Source organism: Janthinobacterium sp. TB1-E2 (genome assembly GCF_036885605.1).
GTDB classification, from domain to species: domain Bacteria; phylum Pseudomonadota; class Gammaproteobacteria; order Burkholderiales; family Burkholderiaceae_D; genus Janthinobacterium; species Janthinobacterium aestuarii.
The window spans coordinates 786474-804834 of the sequence record NZ_CP142523.1; the positions used below are offsets into that span (position 1 = coordinate 786474).

Annotated in this window: 23 protein-coding genes; 22 read left to right on the forward strand and 1 reads right to left on the reverse strand. The window is 58.5% G+C overall.

Translation table 11 applies throughout. The features are described from left to right. The first annotated feature begins 3 nt into the window (after positions 1–3). From rplX to dsbD, 18 genes are all read left to right on the forward strand, one after another. Positions 4–318: a 50S ribosomal protein L24 gene (rplX, locus tag OPV09_RS03495; protein WP_034753204.1), complete on the forward strand. Its 315-nt coding sequence runs from the start codon at positions 4–6 to the stop codon at positions 316–318. A 6-nt stretch (positions 319–324) separates the two neighbouring features. After that, the gene (rplE, locus tag OPV09_RS03500) at positions 325–864 is read left to right on the forward strand and encodes a 50S ribosomal protein L5 (protein WP_010394421.1); all 540 of its coding nucleotides are present in this window, start codon (positions 325–327) and stop codon (positions 862–864) included. A 2-nt stretch (positions 865–866) separates the two neighbouring features. Further along, positions 867–1172: a 30S ribosomal protein S14 gene (gene rpsN, locus OPV09_RS03505; protein ID WP_010394423.1), complete on the forward strand. Its 306-nt coding sequence runs from the start codon at positions 867–869 to the stop codon at positions 1170–1172. Between the two features lie 14 nt (positions 1173–1186). Beyond that, on the forward strand, positions 1187–1582 hold the full coding sequence (rpsH, locus tag OPV09_RS03510) for a 30S ribosomal protein S8 (RefSeq protein ID WP_034753208.1): 396 nt from the start codon (positions 1187–1189) through the stop codon (positions 1580–1582). Positions 1583–1592: 10 nt separating this feature from the next. After that, entirely contained in the window at positions 1593–2126 is a 534-nt protein-coding gene (rplF, locus tag OPV09_RS03515) for a 50S ribosomal protein L6 (protein WP_034778281.1), read from the forward strand. A gap of 13 nt (positions 2127–2139) precedes the next feature. Next, positions 2140–2502 carry a 50S ribosomal protein L18 gene (gene rplR, locus OPV09_RS03520; RefSeq protein ID WP_010394431.1) on the forward strand — a complete coding sequence of 121 codons (363 nt, stop codon included), beginning with the start codon at positions 2140–2142 and terminating at the stop codon, positions 2500–2502. Positions 2503–2511: 9 nt separating this feature from the next. After that, positions 2512–3030: a 30S ribosomal protein S5 gene (gene rpsE / locus OPV09_RS03525; protein ID WP_010394433.1), complete on the forward strand. Its 519-nt coding sequence runs from the start codon at positions 2512–2514 to the stop codon at positions 3028–3030. A gap of 10 nt (positions 3031–3040) precedes the next feature. Beyond that, positions 3041–3220, forward strand: coding sequence for a 50S ribosomal protein L30 (rpmD, locus tag OPV09_RS03530; protein ID WP_010394435.1), 180 nt, complete (start codon positions 3041–3043; stop codon positions 3218–3220). 30 nt (positions 3221–3250) lie between these two features. Further along, entirely contained in the window at positions 3251–3682 is a 432-nt protein-coding gene (gene rplO, locus OPV09_RS03535; protein ID WP_034753211.1) for a 50S ribosomal protein L15, read from the forward strand. A gap of 32 nt (positions 3683–3714) precedes the next feature. After that, entirely contained in the window at positions 3715–5049 is a 1335-nt protein-coding gene (gene secY, locus OPV09_RS03540; RefSeq protein ID WP_010394438.1) for a preprotein translocase subunit SecY, read from the forward strand. Between the two features lie 18 nt (positions 5050–5067). Continuing rightward, on the forward strand, positions 5068–5286 hold the full coding sequence (gene infA, locus OPV09_RS03545; RefSeq protein ID WP_005663428.1) for a translation initiation factor IF-1: 219 nt from the start codon (positions 5068–5070) through the stop codon (positions 5284–5286). Positions 5287–5328: 42 nt separating this feature from the next. Then, positions 5329–5442: a 50S ribosomal protein L36 gene (rpmJ, locus tag OPV09_RS03550; RefSeq protein ID WP_010394471.1), complete on the forward strand. Its 114-nt coding sequence runs from the start codon at positions 5329–5331 to the stop codon at positions 5440–5442. A gap of 14 nt (positions 5443–5456) precedes the next feature. Further along, entirely contained in the window at positions 5457–5822 is a 366-nt protein-coding gene (rpsM, locus tag OPV09_RS03555) for a 30S ribosomal protein S13 (protein ID WP_046681666.1), read from the forward strand. Between the two features lie 17 nt (positions 5823–5839). Then, a complete protein-coding gene (gene rpsK / locus OPV09_RS03560; protein WP_010394475.1) occupies positions 5840–6244 on the forward strand; it encodes a 30S ribosomal protein S11 in 405 nt (134 codons plus the stop codon). 258 nt (positions 6245–6502) lie between these two features. After that, positions 6503–7126, forward strand: a complete 624-nt coding sequence (rpsD, locus tag OPV09_RS03565; RefSeq protein WP_010394478.1) for a 30S ribosomal protein S4 — start codon at positions 6503–6505, stop codon at positions 7124–7126. A 111-nt stretch (positions 7127–7237) separates the two neighbouring features. Further along, on the forward strand, positions 7238–8215 hold the full coding sequence (locus tag OPV09_RS03570) for a DNA-directed RNA polymerase subunit alpha (protein WP_008444343.1): 978 nt from the start codon (positions 7238–7240) through the stop codon (positions 8213–8215). 135 nt (positions 8216–8350) lie between these two features. Continuing rightward, positions 8351–8743 (forward strand): 50S ribosomal protein L17, encoded by a 393-nt coding sequence (gene rplQ, locus OPV09_RS03575; protein ID WP_034753219.1) that lies wholly within the window; start codon positions 8351–8353, stop codon positions 8741–8743. Between the two features lie 171 nt (positions 8744–8914). After that, positions 8915–10861: a protein-disulfide reductase DsbD gene (gene dsbD, locus OPV09_RS03580; protein WP_338680563.1), complete on the forward strand. Its 1947-nt coding sequence runs from the start codon at positions 8915–8917 to the stop codon at positions 10859–10861. Between the two features lie 95 nt (positions 10862–10956). Here dsbD and OPV09_RS03585 read toward each other — a convergent pair whose 3' ends face one another. Beyond that, positions 10957–11490, reverse strand: coding sequence for a Spy/CpxP family protein refolding chaperone (locus OPV09_RS03585; RefSeq protein ID WP_338680565.1), 534 nt, complete (start codon positions 11488–11490; stop codon positions 10957–10959). 185 nt (positions 11491–11675) lie between these two features. Here OPV09_RS03585 and OPV09_RS03590 point away from each other — a divergent pair, with 185 nt between their 5' ends. The 4 genes from OPV09_RS03590 to OPV09_RS03605 all read left to right on the forward strand — a co-directional run bounded on the left by OPV09_RS03590 (position 11676) and on the right by OPV09_RS03605 (position 18127). Continuing rightward, on the forward strand, positions 11676–12404 hold the full coding sequence (locus tag OPV09_RS03590; protein ID WP_034753223.1) for a response regulator: 729 nt from the start codon (positions 11676–11678) through the stop codon (positions 12402–12404). After that, positions 12401–13759, forward strand: coding sequence for an ATP-binding protein (locus OPV09_RS03595; protein WP_034753225.1), 1359 nt, complete (start codon positions 12401–12403; stop codon positions 13757–13759). Before OPV09_RS03590 ends, OPV09_RS03595 begins: the two co-directional genes overlap by 4 nt. Positions 13760–13847: 88 nt before the next feature. Next, positions 13848–15020: an efflux RND transporter periplasmic adaptor subunit gene (locus tag OPV09_RS03600; RefSeq protein WP_338680567.1), complete on the forward strand. Its 1173-nt coding sequence runs from the start codon at positions 13848–13850 to the stop codon at positions 15018–15020. Continuing rightward, positions 15017–18127, forward strand: coding sequence for an efflux RND transporter permease subunit (locus OPV09_RS03605; protein WP_034753227.1), 3111 nt, complete (start codon positions 15017–15019; stop codon positions 18125–18127). Before OPV09_RS03600 ends, OPV09_RS03605 begins: the two co-directional genes overlap by 4 nt. Positions 18128–18361 lie beyond the last annotated feature (234 nt).

Consider the following 18361-nt stretch of genomic DNA (forward strand, 5'->3'; position numbering starts at 1 on the left):
GTAATGGATAAGATTCGTAAAAACGACGAAGTCATCGTTCTGACCGGGAAAGACAAGGGCAAACGTGGTGTGGTGCAGCAGCGTATCGATGCTGAACATATCGTGGTTGACGGCATTAACATCGCTAAAAAAGCGACTAAGCCAAACCCGATGACTGGCGTAACTGGTGGTATCGTCGATAAGACCATGCCAATTCACGTGTCCAACGTTGCATTGTTTAATGCAGCGACTGGCAAGGCAGATCGCGTGGGTTTCAAAGAAGTGGACGGCAAGAAAGTTCGCATCTTTAAATCCTCCGGCGAAGTAGTGAAGGCTTAAGAAATCATGGCACGTCTCCAAGAATTCTATAAAGAAAAAGTCGTTGCCGACCTGACCAGCAAGTTTGGTTACAAGTCGGTAATGGAAGTTCCACGCCTGACCAAGATCACCCTGAACATGGGTGTTGGTGAGGCTATCGCGGATAAAAAAGTTCTCGAGCACGCAGTTGCTGACTTGACCAAGATCGCCGGCCAGAAGCCAGTGACCACCAAGTCCCGCAAAGCGATCGCAGGCTTCAAAATCCGTGAAGGTTACCCGATCGGTACGATGGTCACCCTGCGCGGCGCTCGCATGTACGAGTTCCTGGATCGCTTCATTACCGTGGCTCTGCCGCGCGTACGCGATTTCCGTGGTGTGAACGGCCGTGCATTTGATGGTCGTGGCAACTACAACATCGGTGTCAAGGAACAGATCATTTTCCCTGAAATCGAATACGACAAGATTGACGCGTTGCGCGGTATGAATATCAGCATCACGACAACCGCTAAGACCGATGACGAAGCCAAAGCTTTGCTCGCCGCCTTTAAATTCCCTTTCAGGAACTGATCATGGCCAAACTGTCACTGATTAATCGTGAGATCAAGCGTGCTGACCTGGTGGCGAAATTCGCCCCTAAGCGCGAAGCTCTCAAGGCCATCGTCGATGACCAATCGAAATCGGAAGAAGAGCGCTACGAAGCTCGCCTGAAACTGCAGGCGCTGCCACGTAACTCGAACCCGACGCGTCAACGTAACCGTTGCGCCATCACTGGTCGTCCGCGCGGCACATTCCGTAAATTCGGTCTGGGTCGTATCAAGCTCCGTGAATTCGCCATGCGTGGTGAAATTCCGGGTATGACAAAAGCAAGCTGGTAATAGGAGAATATGCAATGAGTATGAGCGATCCTATCGCCGATATGCTGACCCGCATTCGCAATGCACAAGGCGTGCAAAAGACGACCGTGGCCATGCCATCGTCGAAAGTCAAAATTGCGATTGCCAGCGTCCTGAAGGACGAGGGTTACATTGAAGATTTCGCTGTTGCCGAAGCTGGTGGCAAAGCGGAACTGAAAATCGGTTTGAAGTATTATGTTGGCCGTCCCGTCATTGAGCGCTTGGAGCGCGTGTCCCGTCCGGGTCTGCGCGTCTACAAGGGTAAAGACGAGATCCCTGTTGTGATGAATGGCTTGGGTGTGGCGATCGTGTCGACTCCGCAAGGCGTCATGACTGACCGCAAAGCACGCGCTACCGGTGTCGGCGGCGAAGTTATTTGCTACGTGGCTTAAGGAGTTACACATGTCTCGAGTAGCTAAAATGCCTATCGTAGTGCCAGCTGGCGCCGAAGTCGCCATCTCCGCACAAGCGATCACCGTAAAAGGCCCGCTGGGCGTACTTTCCCAGGCTCTCACCGGCCAGGTCAAAGTAGAAAACAATGCAGGAACCCTGAGTTTCGACGTGGCGAACGACAGCCGCGAAGCCAATGCCATGTCCGGCACGCTGCGCGCACTGGTCAACAACATGGTTGTTGGCGTCACCAAGGGTTTCGAGAAAAAGCTGAACCTGGTAGGCGTGGGTTACAAGGCGCAAGCTCAAGGCGACAAGTTGAATCTGTCCCTGGGTTTCTCGCACCCTGTAGTGCATGACATGCCAGCTGGCGTTACCTGCGCAACACCAACCCCGACCGAGATCCTGATTAAAGGTATCGACCGTCAACAGGTTGGCCAGGTAGCCGCTGAAGTTCGTGCTTACCGCGCTCCTGAGCCTTATAAAGGCAAGGGCGTTCGCTATGCGGACGAAGTGGTTAAGCTTAAAGAAACCAAGAAGAAGTAATTAGGGGCTGACGATGGATAAGAAAGAATCACGGCTTCGCCGCGGACGCCAAACCCGCATCAAGATTGCGGAATTGAAAGTAAATCGCTTGTCGGTGCATCGCACCAACCTGCACATTTACGCCAACCTGATCAGCCCGGACGCTAAAGTCCTGGTTTCGGCCTCGACGGCTGAAGCGGAAGTTCGCGCTGAACTGGCAGGCCAATCCGGCAAAGGCGGCAATGCCGCTGCTGCAGCCTTGATCGGCAAGCGCGTCGCTGAAAAAGCGTTGAAAGCAGGGATTACCGAAGTTGCGTTTGACCGCTCCGGTTTCCGTTACCACGGCCGTGTGAAAGCGTTGGCAGAAGCCGCACGCGAAGCCGGTCTGAAGTTCTAAGGATCAATCATGGCAAAAATGCAAGCAAAAATGCAAAGCGACAAGCCGGATGATGGCATGCGCGAAAAAATGATCGCGATCAACCGCGTGACCAAAGTGGTCAAGGGTGGTCGTATCATGGGTTTCGCCGCGCTGACCGTAGTTGGTGATGGCGATGGCCGCGTCGGCATGGGCAAGGGCAAATCGAAAGAAGTGCCAGTTGGCGTGCAGAAGGCAATGGAAGAAGCCCGTCGCAACCTGATCAAAGTACCGCTCAAAAACGGCACCTTGCATCACACGGTTGTTGGTCGTCACGGCGCCTCCAAGGTCCTGATGAACCCAGCTAAGCCTGGTACTGGCGTTATCGCTGGTGGCGCAATGCGCGCTATCTTCGAAGTGATGGGTGTGACGGACGTGGTGGCGAAATCCACCGGTTCGAACAACCCATACAACCTGGTACGCGCTACGCTGGACGGCCTGTCGAAAATGAGCACTGCTTCCGATATCGCTGCCAAACGCGGCAAGTCGGTCGAAGACATTCTGGCTTAAGGTGGACAAAATGACAAACACAGTCAAAGTGCAATTGGTCAAGGGCTTGATCGGTACGCGCGAATCGCATCGCGCTACCGTGCGCGGTCTGGGTCTGCGTCGTGTAAATTCGGTTTCCGAATTGCAAGACACCCCATCCGTACGCGGCATGATCAATAAAGTATCGTATCTCGTTAAAGTTGTCGGGTAAGCCTTCGGGCTTACACGAACGGAGCAAATCATGGAATTGAATACTATTGCACCAGCCGAAGGCGCTAAGCACTACAAGCGTCGCGTCGGTCGCGGTATCGGCTCCGGCCTGGGTAAAACCTCGGGTCGTGGTCACAAAGGTCAGAAATCGCGTTCGGGCGGCTTTCATAAAGTCGGTTTCGAAGGCGGTCAGATGCCTCTGCAACGCCGTCTGCCTAAGCGCGGTTTCAAATCGATGCACGCAACCTTCAAAGCTGAAGTGCGCCTGTCCGATCTGAACAACCTGGCTGTTGGCGATGTCGACATTCTGGTCTTGAAGCAAGCTGGCGTTCTGGGCGTGTTGGCCCGTGACGTGCGCGTGATCTTGTCCGGCGAAATCACCAAAGCGGTGAATTTGAAGGGCTTGAAAGTGTCCGCTGGCGCGAAAGCAGCCATCGAAGCAGCCGGCGGCTCGGTAGCCTGAGTTGACCGCTAACAGCTTGATCGGAGCGAAAATTGGCGACTAATCCACAACTTGCTAAAAGTGCAGCGGCCGGTTTCCCTTGGGGACGGCTCTGGTTTTTGCTTGGCGCATTGGTGGTTTATCGTATCGGTGCTCACGTCCCGGTTCCCGGGATTGACCCGACACAATTAGCCTCGCTGTTCAAGGAGCACGAAGGCGGCGTCCTGGGCATGTTCAACATGTTCTCGGGCGGTGCCTTGTCTCGTTTTACAGTGTTTGCGCTGGGTATCATGCCTTATATCTCGGCCTCGATCATCATGCAATTGCTGTCGATCGTGTCACCGCAGATGGAAGCGTTGAAAAAAGAAGGCGAAGCAGGTCGTCGCAAGATCACCCAGTACACCCGGTATTTCACGGTTGCCCTGGCACTGTTCCAAGCGTTAGGCATTGCAGTCGCACTGGAGTCGCAAGCTGGTCTGGTGTTGGAACCTGGTCTTGCATTCCGCTTCGTGACGGTCGTCACTTTGTTGACCGGAACAATGTTTTTGATGTGGTTGGGTGAGCAAATTACCGAGCGTGGCTTGGGGAATGGCATCTCGATCATCATTTTTGCCGGGATTGCAGCAGGTCTGCCGTCGGCGTTGGGTGGCTTGTTCACTCAGGTGTCGAATGGTTCGATCGGCAGCTTCAGCGCGATTTTCATCGTGATCCTGGTAGCACTGGTAACGTACTTCGTTGTATTCGTCGAACGTGGTCAGCGCAAAATATTGGTCAATTACGCGAAGCGCCAGGTAGGCAACAAGATTTATGGCGGTCAAACCAGCCATTTGCCGTTGAAGCTGAACATGGCCGGCGTGATCCCGCCGATCTTTGCTTCTTCGATCATCTTGTTCCCGGCCACTATCGTGGACTGGTTTTCAAAGGGCGCCGACAACGCTAACCCTGCGGTGCGGTTCTTGAAAGATTTGGCAGCATCGATGGGGCCTGGTGAGCCTATCCATGCGCTGTTGTACGCAGTGGCGATCGTGTTTTTCTGTTTCTTCTATACAGCGCTGGTCTTTAACAGCAAGGAAACAGCGGATAACTTGAAGAAAAGCGGTGCGTTCATTCCCGGGATTCGTCCAGGCGAGCAGACAGCCCGTTACATCGACAAGATCCTGACACGCTTGACACTTGCCGGCGCAGTCTACATCACCCTGGTGTGTTTATTGCCGGAATTTATGCAAGCCCAGTGGAAAGTACCATTCTATTTCGGCGGTACTTCTTTATTGATTATTGTAGTTGTCACCATGGATTTCATGGCGCAAGTACAGAACTACGTGATGTCGCAGCAATATGATTCACTGCTGCGCAAAGCAAATTTCAAGGGCGGAATTCCGACGCGTTAAGCGCGGTAAACATACCGAATGGCAAAAGACGACGTCATACAGATGCAGGGCGAGATTCTTGAGAATCTCCCAAATGCAACATTTCGAGTGAAGCTGGAGAACGGACACGTGGTGCTCGGGCATATTTCAGGTAAAATGCGGATGAACTATATTCGCATTCTCCCTGGAGACAAGGTGACGGTGGAGTTAACGCCGTACGACCTGAGCCGAGCCCGCATTGTGTTCCGTACCAAGTAACACACTGAATCAAACCAAAGAAGCGAAAGAAAGAGCCCAAAAATGAAAGTTCTCGCATCAGTCAAGCGGATCTGCCGCAACTGCAAGATCATCAAGCGCAAAGGCGTAGTCCGCGTTATCTGCGTGGAACCACGTCACAAGCAGCGTCAAGGTTAATCGAGGAATAACAAATGGCACGTATTGCAGGGGTTAATATCCCAAATCATCAGCATACCGTTATCGGCCTGACGGCCATCTACGGTGTGGGCCGTCCACGCGCAGAGAAAATCTGTGCATCGACCGGTGTAGCAACCAACAAAAAGATCAAAGATCTGGATGACAGCGAACTGGAAAAGCTGCGCGATGAAGTAGGTAAATTCATCGTCGAAGGCGATCTGCGTCGTGAACTGTCCATGAACATCAAGCGTTTGATGGATCTGGGTTGCTACCGCGGCATGCGTCATCGTAAGGGTCTGCCTTGCCGTGGCCAGCGTACGCGTACGAACGCACGTACCCGCAAGGGACCGCGTAAAGCCGCTCAATCGCTGAAAAAATAATCCGCTAGGGAATAATTATGGCTAAGTCGCAAAATAACGCCGCATCAGCACGCGTGCGTAAAAAAGTTAAAAAGAACGTCGCTGAAGGCATCGCACATGTCCACGCATCGTTCAATAACACCATCATTACCATCACCGATCGTCAAGGCAATGCCTTGTCGTGGGCTACCTCCGGCGGTGCAGGCTTCAAGGGTTCGCGTAAATCGACCCCATTCGCAGCGCAGGTCGCCGCGGAAGCCGCTGGTAAAGTGGCTGTTGAGTGTGGCGTCAAGAACCTGGAAGTACGTATCAAGGGCCCAGGTCCTGGTCGTGAATCCGCCGTTCGCGCGCTGAACAACCTGGGCATCAAGATCACCGAGATCCAGGACGTGACGCCGGTACCGCACAACGGTTGCCGTCCACCGAAACGTCGTCGTATCTAAGATAGTGTTGCAGAGGGCGCTTCGGCGCCAGCTGCTTTGCTGTCTGTTGTAACTCAGTACAGTTGTGTGAAAACGCTGGAGCAGGGAGCCGGAAACGGTTATACTGCCCGGCTGTTCTTGCCTGTCAAATTCTGTTTGACGGGTTTTTCGTTTTCAGCCACCGTCTGATTGAAACCAAATCAGACTAGCGCCTAACCGCATCAGTGTGTTTGATCATGCATGTGGCTGGGGCGTTATCATTTAAAAAAAGGAAGTATCGTGGCACGTTATATCGGACCTAAAGCAAAACTTTCCCGCCGTGAAGGTACAGACCTGTTCCTGAAGAGCGCACGTCGCTCGCTGGACAGCAAGTGCAAACTGGACGTCAAGCCAGGCCAGCACGGTGTCAAATCCGGCGCCCGCACCTCGGACTACGGTAACCAACTGCGCGAAAAGCAAAAAGTCAAGCGCATGTACGGCGTGCTGGAACGTCAATTCCGCCGCTACTTCGCTGAAGCAGACCGTCGTAAAGGCAACACCGGCGAAACGCTGTTGAAGTTGCTGGAAACGCGTCTGGACAACGTTTGCTACCGCATGGGCTTTGGCTCGACCCGCGCTGAAGCGCGTCAATTGGTCAGCCACAAAGCGTTCACCGTGAACGGTATCGTTGTGAACATCGCTTCGTACGCAGTCAAAGTTGGCGACATCGTTGCTGTTCGTGAAAAATCGAAAAAGCAAGTGCGTATCGTTGAAGCACTGTCGCTGGCTGAACAAGTTGGTATGCCTAGCTGGGTTTCGGTTGATGCCAAGAAAATGGAAGGTACCTTCAAGTCCCTGCCAGAGCGTAACGAAATCGCTAACGACGTCAACGAATCGCTGATCGTCGAGCTGTACTCGCGTTAATAGTAGTCAGTAGCAAGATCTCCGCCCACTTTGCTTTTGTAAAGTGGGCGTTTCACTAATGCCATCAGCCTTATCGGTGTAATGAGCCGAGGGTATTGAAAAGGACATTTCATGCAAAACAGTTTGTTGAAGCCACGTATTATCGATGTTGAAGCTCTCGGTGCAGGTCACGCCAAAGTCGTGATGGAACCGTTCGAGCGCGGCTATGGCCACACATTGGGTAACGCGTTGCGCCGCGTCCTGCTGTCGTCGATGGTAGGCTACGCGCCGACCGAAGTGACGATCGCTGGCGTCGTCCACGAATATTCCTCCCTCGATGGCGTGCAAGAAGACGTCGTCGATCTGTTGCTGAACTTGAAGGGTGTGGTTTTCAAAGTCCACAACCGCGATTCGGTAACCCTGACCCTGAAAAAAGAAGGCGAAGGCGCGATCCTGGCCTCCGACATCGACCTGCCGCATGACGTCGAACTGATCAACCCTGACCACGTGATCGCCCACCTGACCGCTGGTGGCAAGCTGGACATGCAGATCAAGGTTGAAAAAGGCCGCGGCTACGTTCCTGGTAACGTGCGTCGCCTGTCGGAAGACACGAACAAGACCATCGGCCGCATCATTCTGGATGCGTCGTTCTCGCCAGTGCGCCGTGTATCGTACTTCGTTGAATCGGCCCGCGTTGAACAGCGTACCGACCTGGACAAGCTGATCATCAACATCGAAACCAACGGCGTGATCTCGCCGGAAGAAGCGATCCGCCAGTCGGCCCGCGTTCTGGTGGACCAGTTGAATGTGTTCGCCGCCCTGGAAGGCACGGAAGCCGCCGCCGAAGCGCCATCGCGCGCTCCGCTGGTCGATCCTATCCTGTTGCGTCCAGTCGACGATCTGGAGTTGACCGTGCGTTCGGCGAACTGCCTGAAAGCGGAAAACATCTACTACATCGGCGACCTGATCCAACGTTCGGAAAACGAACTGCTGAAAACGCCAAATCTGGGCCGCAAGTCCCTGAACGAAATCAAGGAAGTGCTGGCATCGCGCGGCTTGACCTTGGGCATGAAGCTGGAAAACTGGCCGCCTGCCGGCCTGGAAAAGTAATTCGAAGTTTGTAGCAAACTGCCTGGGACAGGTGTCCCAGGCTTTTATTTTTGAAGTACCAAACCGGTCCGCGATGAAACCCTGGTTTCATTGATCGAAGAACTGGATTTAAACTCACTACCGAAAGGATTTACCATGCGTCACGGTCACGGCCTCCGTAAACTGAATCGTACCTCGTCCCACCGTCTGGCAATGCTGCGCAACATGACAGTATCGCTGCTGCGTCACGAAGCGATCAAAACCACCCTGCCAAAAGCAAAAGAACTGCGCCGCGTTGTCGAGCCAATTCTGACCCTGGGCAAAACCGACTCCCTGGCAAACAAGCGTCTGGCCTTCAACCGCCTGCGCGACCGTGAAATGGTCGTCAAACTGTTCGCTGAACTGGGCCCACGTTTCGCCAACCGTAACGGTGGTTATGTACGTATCCTGAAAATGGGTTTCCGCGTCGGCGATAACGCTCCTATGGCGTTCGTTGAACTGATGGATCGTCCAGATACGACCGAAGCAGTTGAAGTTGCTGGCGAGTAATCCCAGTAGCCGCTTCAAGAAAAGCCAGGCTTAGCCTGGCTTTTTTGTTTTCTGCTGCAGCTATCCTTGCTGCGGTGTACTATTCTTCTTTCGCGCCGGCCCTGCAGCCACTGCACGCCCCGCGCGTCTCTTGTTGAATGGCACAGCTGATGCCGCAGAAAAAGGTCGTTCATGTCCCGTTTCCCCTCCAGCGCCACCGCGCGCGCCGCTCCCCTACGTCAACTGTTGCTGTGGTTTGCCACCAGCTTGCTGCTGGCCATGGCCGTCTTTGGCGCCAATCATGCCCGTGCCGACGATGAATTCCTCGATCCCGAGCTGGCCTTCAAGTTTTCCGCCCGCATGCAGGATCCGTCCACCATCGCCGTCACCTATGTGATCGCCGATGGCTATTATATGTACCACGAGCGCTTCAAGTTCGAGGCCGTGGGCGCCAAGCTGGGCACGCCCGTGTATCCGGCTGGCAAAGTCAAGTTTGACGATACTTTCCAGAAGAACGTGGAAACGTTCCGCAAGACGCTGACCATCACGATTCCCGTGGAAGCGGCCGGCGCGTTCACCCTGAAGGCGACGGGCCAGGGCTGCTCCGACAAGGGCCTGTGTTATGCGCCGCAGGATGCCACGGCCCAGCTGGTGGGCGGTGGTGGCGGCCAGAGCATGGCGCCGGGCGGCTTGCCGTCGAAATTCGCCTTGCCGGCAGCTCCCGCCGTCGACACGGCTGCCGTCAACGGTCCGCAGGCGCAAGCGTCGCCTGGCGTGTCCGTGATGAGCATTCCCCAGGCGGACATCACCAGCACGGCCGAGCCGGTGGCGGCGGCCCCCGTAGCGGCAAGCGCCGCGCCTGCGCAAAGCGAAATGGGCAAGATCGAAGCGGCACTGAAGGGCGGCAAGCTGCTCGTCATCGTGCCCCTGTTCATGCTGCTGGGCCTGGGCCTCGCCTTTACGCCGTGCGTGCTGCCGATGGTGCCGATCTTGTCGTCGATCATCATCGGCGATGGCGCCAAGGTCAGCCGCTCGCGCGGCTTGCTGCTGTCGCTGACCTATGCGCTGGGCATGGCCATCGTCTACACGGCGCTGGGCGTGGCGGCCGGCCTGGCGGGCGAAGGCCTGGCGGCGCAACTGCAAAACCCGTGGGTGCTCGGTTTCTTTGCCTTGCTGATGGCGGGCCTGGCCCTGTCGATGTTCGGTTTTTATGAGCTGCAAGTGCCGGCTTTCCTGCAAGGCAAGCTGACGTCCGTGTCGAACCAGCAATCGTCGGGCCGCCTGGCGGGCGTGTTCGTCATGGGCGCCATTTCCGCCTTGATCGTGGGGCCATGCGTGGCCGCGCCGCTGGCTGGCGCCTTGCTGTACATCAGCCAGACGCGCGACGTCGTCATCGGTGGCAGCGCCCTGTTTGCCATGGCCGTGGGCATGAGCGTGCCGCTGCTGCTGGTGGGCGTGTCGGCCGGCACCTTGTTGCCGCGCGCGGGCGCGTGGATGGATGCCGTCAAGCGCTTCTTTGGCGTGCTGCAGCTGGGCGTGGCCTGGTGGCTGGTCTCGCCCGTGCTGCCGGGCGCCGTGCAGATGCTGGGCTGGACGGTGCTGTTCGTCGGCTACGGCATGTATCTGCTGGTGGGCAAGAGCGGCGCGAAGAACGCCTGGGTCGCCAAGGCCTTCGGCGTCGTGTTCGCCGTGCTGGGTGCGATGCAACTGGTCGGTGTGGCCAGCGGTGGCCGCGACCCGCTGGCGCCGCTGGCGCACCTCGGTGGTGGCCAGGTCCATGCGCAACCATTTACGCGTGTAAAGACCGTGGCGCAGCTCGATGCGGCGCTGGCACAGCTGAACGGCAAGCCGGCCTTGCTGGACTTTTATGCGGACTGGTGCGTGTCGTGCATCGAGATGGAAAAACTGACCTTCGTCGATCCCGCCGTGCGCGAGAAGATGGGGAAAGCCGTGCTGCTGCAAGTGGACGTGACGGCCAATGACGCGGACGACAAGGCCATGCTGAAACGTTTTCAGCTGTTCGGTCCGCCGGGCATCATCATGTTCAACCCGCAGGGACAGGAAATCGCCCAGTCGCGCGTGATCGGCTTTCAGAATGCGGCCACTTTCCTTACCTCGTTGCGCAAGCTGGAGGAGTAGGGCGGGTTAGCCCGTCAGGGCGTAACCCGACATCACCGCACACATCAACAAGGTTGTCGGATTACGCGGCGTTCCGCCGCTAATCCGACCTGCGCTCAGCCTGCTTTATGGTGCGCACCATGACCACGATGGTGGCCGCGCATTCCACCATCTTTGCCGCCAGGCACGCTGTCGTCAAACACTTTCTTTTGCTCCGGCGTCAGCACGGCGTAGAACGTTTTCAGCGAGGCCAATCGGCTTTCCTGGTCGGCGATGCGTTCCTTCGACATGGCGATCCATTGTTCCATGCGTTCCGGCGCCGACAGCTTGGCCATCGCTTCGCGCTTGGCTTTCCAGTCGCCCATCGGCTTTTTCGGTGCGTTGGCGGCCGTGAACGTGGCCCAGGCCGGTTCTTGGGCGGCCGTCAGCTTCAGCTTGTCGTGCAGGCGGGCCTGGTACTTGGCCATGCGTTCGGCGGGATTGCCTCCGCGGTGCTGGCCGCGCTGGCCTTCATGTTGCATCTTGGTGCTGGCGGCAGGCGCGCTGGCGGCCGCTTCCTGGGCGTGGACGGTCAGCGATGCCGCACTCATGCCGAGTACGCTCATGGCGATGATCAAATTCTTGCGTAAAGTCTTCATTGAGGCGTTCATCTGGATTCCTTTGTAAAGTGAGGGATGTACATGTCGCTGCACATGAATCCATGTTGGACGCGCCATGTTTCCCCGAAGTGTCCGCTGCCAGACAGTTTGTATCTATATGTTTCTTCGGGTCTTCTATATACAAGACGATACAAATGCGTTGTGCAAGGCCGGGGGAAGTGGGGATAATTCGTACCATGGAACCCACTTCTACAATTCTCATCGTCGACGATGACCGCGATATCCGCAGCTTGCTGGCGGACTACCTGGAAACGAACGCCTACCGCACCCTGGGCGCGGCAGATGGCACGGCCATGTGGAAAATCCTCGATGAAACGCGGCCCGATTTGATCGTGCTCGACTTGAACCTGCCCGGTGACGACGGCCTGACCTTGTGCCGCAAGCTGCGCGCCCAATCGACGGTGCCGGTGATCATGCTGACGGCGCGCAATGAACCGCTGGACCGCATCCTGGGCCTGGAAATGGGCGCCGACGATTATTTGCCGAAACCGTTCGAGCCGCGCGAATTGCTGGCGCGCATACGCAGCGTGTTGCGCCGCAGCCATGCCATGCCGTCGAACGTGCCGTCGGACAAGGCGCAGCAAATCCGCTTTTCCGGCTGGACCCTGGACTTGACGGCGCGCCACCTGCTCAATCCCAGCGGCCTGGTGATCATGCTGTCGGGCGCGGAATTCCGCCTGCTGCGCGTCTTCCTCGAGCACCCGAACCGCGTGCTCAACCGCGACCAGCTGCTGAACCTGACGCAGGGCCGCGACGCGGACCCGTTCGACCGCTCGATCGATATCCAGATCAGCCGCCTGCGGCAAAAACTCGGCGAAGACGCGCGCTTGCCGCAAATCATCAAGACCGTGCGCAACGGCGGCTACGTGCTGGCCGGCCAGGTCAATGTGGAGCCGCACGCGTGAAGGCCTTCCTGGGCTCGATGACGGGCAGAGTCTTCGTGTTTTTGCTGATCGGCATCGTCGCTTCGGCCGCGCTGACGCAGTGGCTGGCCGTGGGCGAACGCCAGCGCGCCATCGAGCAATACCGCGATTACCACGCCGTCGAGCGGGCCGAGCAGCTGGTGATGGCGGCCGACGTGGTGCCGCTGGCCTCGCGCGCCGCCTACCTGAAGGTGGCCAACAAGGGCAGCGTGCGTCTGGAATTGCGTCCCGATGTCGAGCATGTACCGGGCAAGCCGACGGAATTTTCCACCGCCCTGCAAGCCAAACTGGGTGAAGGTTTCAAGGTCAGCGCGCTGGCCGAACGCCCGGCCGCCTGTATCGAACCGCGTAAATCACCGGGCATGTTTTCCGCCAAGCCATGGGGCGGCACCTGCGAAAACCTCGACGTGCGCATGCAGGATGGCCACGTGCTGCGCCTGATGGTCTTGCCGCCGCGCCAGCAGCCGCCATTCAATGAACATAACGACTGGATGACCTTGCTGCCTTTCCTGATCAGCATTGCCATCCTCGCCTACCTGGTCACGCGCATGACCATGCGCCCGCTCAAGCAGCTGGCGCAGGCGGCGAAAGACCTGGGCAACGACATCAACCACCCGCCGCTGACCCTGTCGGGCGCCAGCGAAATCCGCCAGGCCAGCGCCGCCTTCAACGCCATGCAGGCGCGCATCCGCCAGCACATTTCCCAGCGTACACAGATGCTGGCCGCCATCACGCATGACTTGCAGACGCCGCTCACGCGTTTGCGCCTGCGTCTGGAAAAAGTGGCCGATACGGAATTGTATGACCGCCTCGTGGGCGACCTGTCTGCCATGCAGAGCATGGTCAAGGAAGGGCTGGACCTGGCCCGCTCGATGGATAGCACGGAAGCGATGCAGGCGCTCGATCTCGATTCCCTGTTGGACAGCGTCTGCTCCGACGCGGCCGATGCCGGCCAGAATGTCACCTTGGCCGGGCAAGCCAGTATGGCCTTGATGGCGCGCCCGATCGCCATGCGGCGCTGCCTGGTGAACCTGATCGACAATGCCGTCAAATATGGCCAGTACGCGCAAGTCACCGTCGAGCGCATCCCCGGTGCCGCGCGCATCCGCATCCGTGATGGCGGGCCGGGCATTGCGCCAGATCAGCTGGCCAAGGTGTTCGAACCGTTTTACCGTATCGAGACGTCGCGTTCGCGCGAGTCGGGCGGCACGGGCCTGGGCCTGACCATCGCGCGCAATATCGCCGAGCAGCACGGCGCCACGGTTTTGCTGTCCAATCACGTCGACGGTGGACTGGAAGTCACCCTCATCGTGCCAGAGTATTACGCAGGAAAGTGAGCATTTCCGTGCGACAATATTGTGCTTTATGCCTCCCTGGCAACTACATTCAACCTGCAGCCCTGCGCTGCGACAGCGTGACAGAACAATGAAAAAGACTAGTCTGGCAATCCTCGTGGCTGCGGCCCTGTGTATCGGTGGCGGCATCTGGTATTTCACTCATCCGTCCGGCGCGGCGGCCGGTGGGCAGGATGGCAAAGGGGGCAAGGGCGGGCAGGCGCCGACGACGGTGAGCGTGGTCGCGCCCGTGCGGGAGGATGTGCCGATGGTGCTGCAAGCCAATGGCAGCGTGATGCCGATCAGCAGCGTCGACTTGCACCCGCAGACGACCAGCACGATTAGCAAGGTGCATATACGCGAAGGCCAGTTCGTCAAGCAGGGCGAGCTGATGTTTACGCTGGACGCGCGCAGCGAGCATGCGAATGTCGACAAGGCACAGGCGCAGGTCTTGCGCGACCGCGCCTCGGTACAGGATTTCGAGCGCCAGCTCAAGCGCAACCAGGATTTGCTGAGCAAGAATTTCATCGCCCAGGGCGCCGTCGACACCCTGCAAAGCCAGCTCGACGCGGCACGCGCCTTGCTGGCCGCCGACCAGGCCGCCTTGCGCGCCGCCCAGGTCGATTCCAGCTACACCGTCCTGCGCGCACCGCAGGCGGGGCGGGTGGGCGCCATTAATGTCTACGCGGGCAGCCTGGTGCAGCCGACCACGTCGCTGACCAGCATCACCCAGCTCGACCCGATCGATGTGGCCTTCACCTTGCCGGAAAGCAGCTTGTCCGGCTTGCTGGCGGCGCAAAAGGCGGGCGAGGTGCCTGTCACGGCGCTGTTGTCGGACGCGGGCGGCAAGCAGCTCGACGGCAAGCTGAACTTTATCGACAATGCCGTCGATCCCGCCACGGGCGTGATCAAGATCAAGGCCCGCTTCAATAATGGCGGCACCGACTTGTGGCCAGGCCAGTACGTGAATACGCAGCTGACCGTGCGCACCCTCAAGGATGCGCTGGTGATCCCGCAAAACGCCATCATCACGAGTACCGCCGGTACGTTTGTGTACTCGATGGAAGCGGACAGCACGGCCAAGATGCGCAAGGTTGCCCGCGTGTACGCATTCGGACCGAACACCGTCGTCACCGGCCTGTCCGGCGATGAAAAAGTCATCGTCGATGGCAAGCAGAATTTGCGTCCGGGTAGCAAGGTGCGCCTGGCGGAAAAACACAAGGCTGCCGATGGCGCCGCCGCAGCGCAGGGCAAGCCAGCATGAACCTGTCCGAACTGAGCATCCGCCGCCCCGTCATGGTGGTGCTGCTGTCCCTCTCCATCATCCTGGCCGGCGTGCTGGCCTACCTGCAAATTCCCGTGGCGGCTTTGCCGAGCTACAACACGCCCGTCATCAACGTGAGTGCCGACCTGGCCGGTGCCAGCCCGGAAACCATGGCTTCGTCGGTGGCTTTGCCGCTGGAAAAACAATTTTCCACCATTTCCGGCCTCAGCCTGATCACATCCACGAGTACCCTGGGCAATACCTCGCTGACCCTGGAGTTTGACGCCAGCATCAATGTCAACGAGGCGGCCGTCGACGTGCAGGCGGCCCTGCTGCGCGCGCAGCGCCAGTTGCCGACGGAAATGACGGACTTGCCGTCCTACCGCAAGGTCAATCCGGCCGATGCGCCGGTGCTGTTCATCCAGATGACGTCGCCTTCGTTGAACTTGTCGGACCTCAACGATTATGCGGAAAACCTGATCGCGCCGAGCCTGTCGACCCTGCCCGGCGTCGCCCAGGTCATCGTCAATGGCCAGAAGCGCTTTGCCGTGCGTGTGCGCGCCCGTGCCGACCTGATGAATGCACGCAACCTGACGATGGACGAGCTGGCCATTGCCTTGCGCACCTCGAACACGAATTCCCCGCTGGGCATCCTTGACGGCCCCAGCCAGACCCTGACCATCCAGGGCAATCCGCAAATGATGAAAGCGGCCGATTTTGCCGAACTGATCGTCGCCAGCCGCAATGGCCAGCCCGTGCGCCTGAAAGACGTGGCCGAGGTGGAAGACAGCTTTCAATCGATCAAGGCCGTCGGCAGTTTCAATGGCGAGCGCTCGATCAGCCTGATGGTGCAGCGCCAACCGGACGCCAACACCGTGCAAGTGGTCGATGGCGTGCGCCGATTGCTGCCGGGCTTCAAGGAGCAATTGCCGCAGTCGATACAGATCAGCCTGGTCAACGACCGCTCGCTGTCGATCCGCGAAGCCATCCACGACGTGAATCTGACCCTGGCCCTGACGGTGGTGCTGGTGGTGCTGGTGATCTTTTTGTTCCTGCACCGCGCGGCCGCCACCTTCATTCCGGCCGTCACCATGCCGATCTCGCTGCTCGGCGCGCTGGCCCTGCTGTACTGGCTCGGCTACAGCCTCGACAACGTATCCCTGCTGGGCATCACCCTGGCCGTCGGCCTCGTCGTCGACGATGCCATCGTGGTGCTGGAAAACATCGTGCGCCATATCGAGATGGGCAAGAAACCGATACGCGCGGCCCTCGAAGGGGCGAAGGAGATGGGCTTTACCATCATTTCGATTTCCGTCTCGCTGGTGGCCGTGTTCATCCCCATCTTCTTCATGCCGGGCGTGATCGGCTTGCTGTTCCATGAGTTCGCCGTCGTCGTCTCGCTGGCCGTGCTGGTGTCCGCCATTGTGTCGCTGACCCTGGTGCCGATGCTGGCCAGCCGCTTCCTGCCTGCCGACTCGCGCGAGCATAATGACAGCGACCCGAGCCATGGCGAGAAAACCTTTATCGGCCGCCATTTCGAAGCGGGTTTCACGGCATTGCGCAACGGCTATGTGCATCTGCTCGACAAGGCCCTGGCGCACCGCAACGTGGTGCTGTTCGTTGCCGTGTGCACCTTTGCGCTGACGGTGCTGCTGTACGCGACCATTCCGAAAGGATTCTTCCCCGAGGAAGACCTGGGCCAGATCCAGGTAAATACGGAAGCGTCGGAAGACATCTCCTCTGCGGCGCTGCAGGATTTGCAAGCGCGCGTGGCGGCCGTGCTCAAGGCGGACCCGAGCGTGCAGGACGTGACGTCGTTCGTCGGCGGCGGCAACACGGGCCGCATGTTCATGGTCTTGAAGCCGCGCAGCGAGCGGCCGAAAATGCCCGTGGTGCTGGAAAACCTGCGCCGCGCGGCGGGCACCGTGCCCGGCATGGCCGTGTATTTCCGGCCCGTGCAAAACTTGCAGCTGGGCGGGCGCCAGAGCAAGAGCCGCTACCAGTACACTTTGCAAAGTGTCAGTCCCGACGCCCTGAATGACTGGGCGGAAAAGTTTATTGCCGGCATGCGTACGGATCCCGCCTTCCGCGACGTCACCAGCGATTCGCAGATCAAGGGCTTGCAGGCATCGCTTCGAATCGACCGCGACAAGGCCAACCTGCTGGGCGTGCAAATGTCCGATATCCGCACGGCCCTGTACAGCGCCTTTGGCGAGCGGCAAGTGTCGACCATCTATTCATCGGCCGCCAGCTATTACGTGATCCTGGAGGCGGCCACGGCCGACCGCCAGTATGACGATGCGCTCACGCGCGTGTCCGTACGCAGCAAGACGGGCGAACTGGTGAAACTGTCGAGTATTGCCTATGTGGAACGCACGATCGGGCCCACGTCCGTCAACCACCAGGGGCAGTTGCAGGCCGTCACCATCGCCTTCAACCTGGCGCCGGACGTGCCGCTGGGCATCGCCACGGGCAAGATCGATGCGATGGCCAAGGACATGAGCTTGCCGGCCTCCATCATCACGCGCTATGGCGGCGACGCGGCCGTGTTCCAGAGCTCGCAGGCTAGTCAGATCATCCTCATCATTGCCGCGCTGGTCGTGATCTATGTGCTGCTCGGCGTGCTGTATGAAAGCTATATCCACCCGCTGACCATCCTGGCCGGCTTGCCATCGGCGGCCGTGGGCGCGCTGCTGACCCTGCGCCTGTTCGGCATGGACCTGACCATGATCGCCATCATCGGTATCCTGATGCTGATCGGTATCGTCAAGAAAAACGCCATCATGATGATCGACTTCGCCCTGCATGCGCAGCGCAACGAAGGCATGAGCCCACCTGAGGCCATCCGCCAGGCGTGCATTTTGCGTTTCCGTCCCATCATGATGACGACGGCGGCAGCCCTGATGGGCGCCTTGCCGATCGCCCTGGGCCTGGGCGCCGGCGCCGAGCTGCGCCAGCCGCTGGGCCTGGCCGTGGTCGGCGGATTGCTGTTCTCGCAAGTGATTACCCTGTTCATCACTCCCGTCATCTATTTGTTCCTGGACAAGTACAGCGGCACGGGGCCGATGACGGACGAGCAACTGGTGGCGCTCGACAACAAGGCTTGAGTACGTGAGCACTTGCGTGACCCGTGACCGGCGTCCCCTTCCTGCGTGAATGGGGCGCCGGTTTTGTATGGGCAGTGATACATACGGTAACAACCGTCAAGGGAGGGCTCGGGTACTCTGGTCAGCGCTGCAAGGAATGTCGCTATCCTGTACGCTTCGGGTTGGAAAGGCCGAGGAAGTGTTCCCAAAAGCAAGGGACTCTGGCACTATGGCTGCCCTGTAATGTTATTTCTT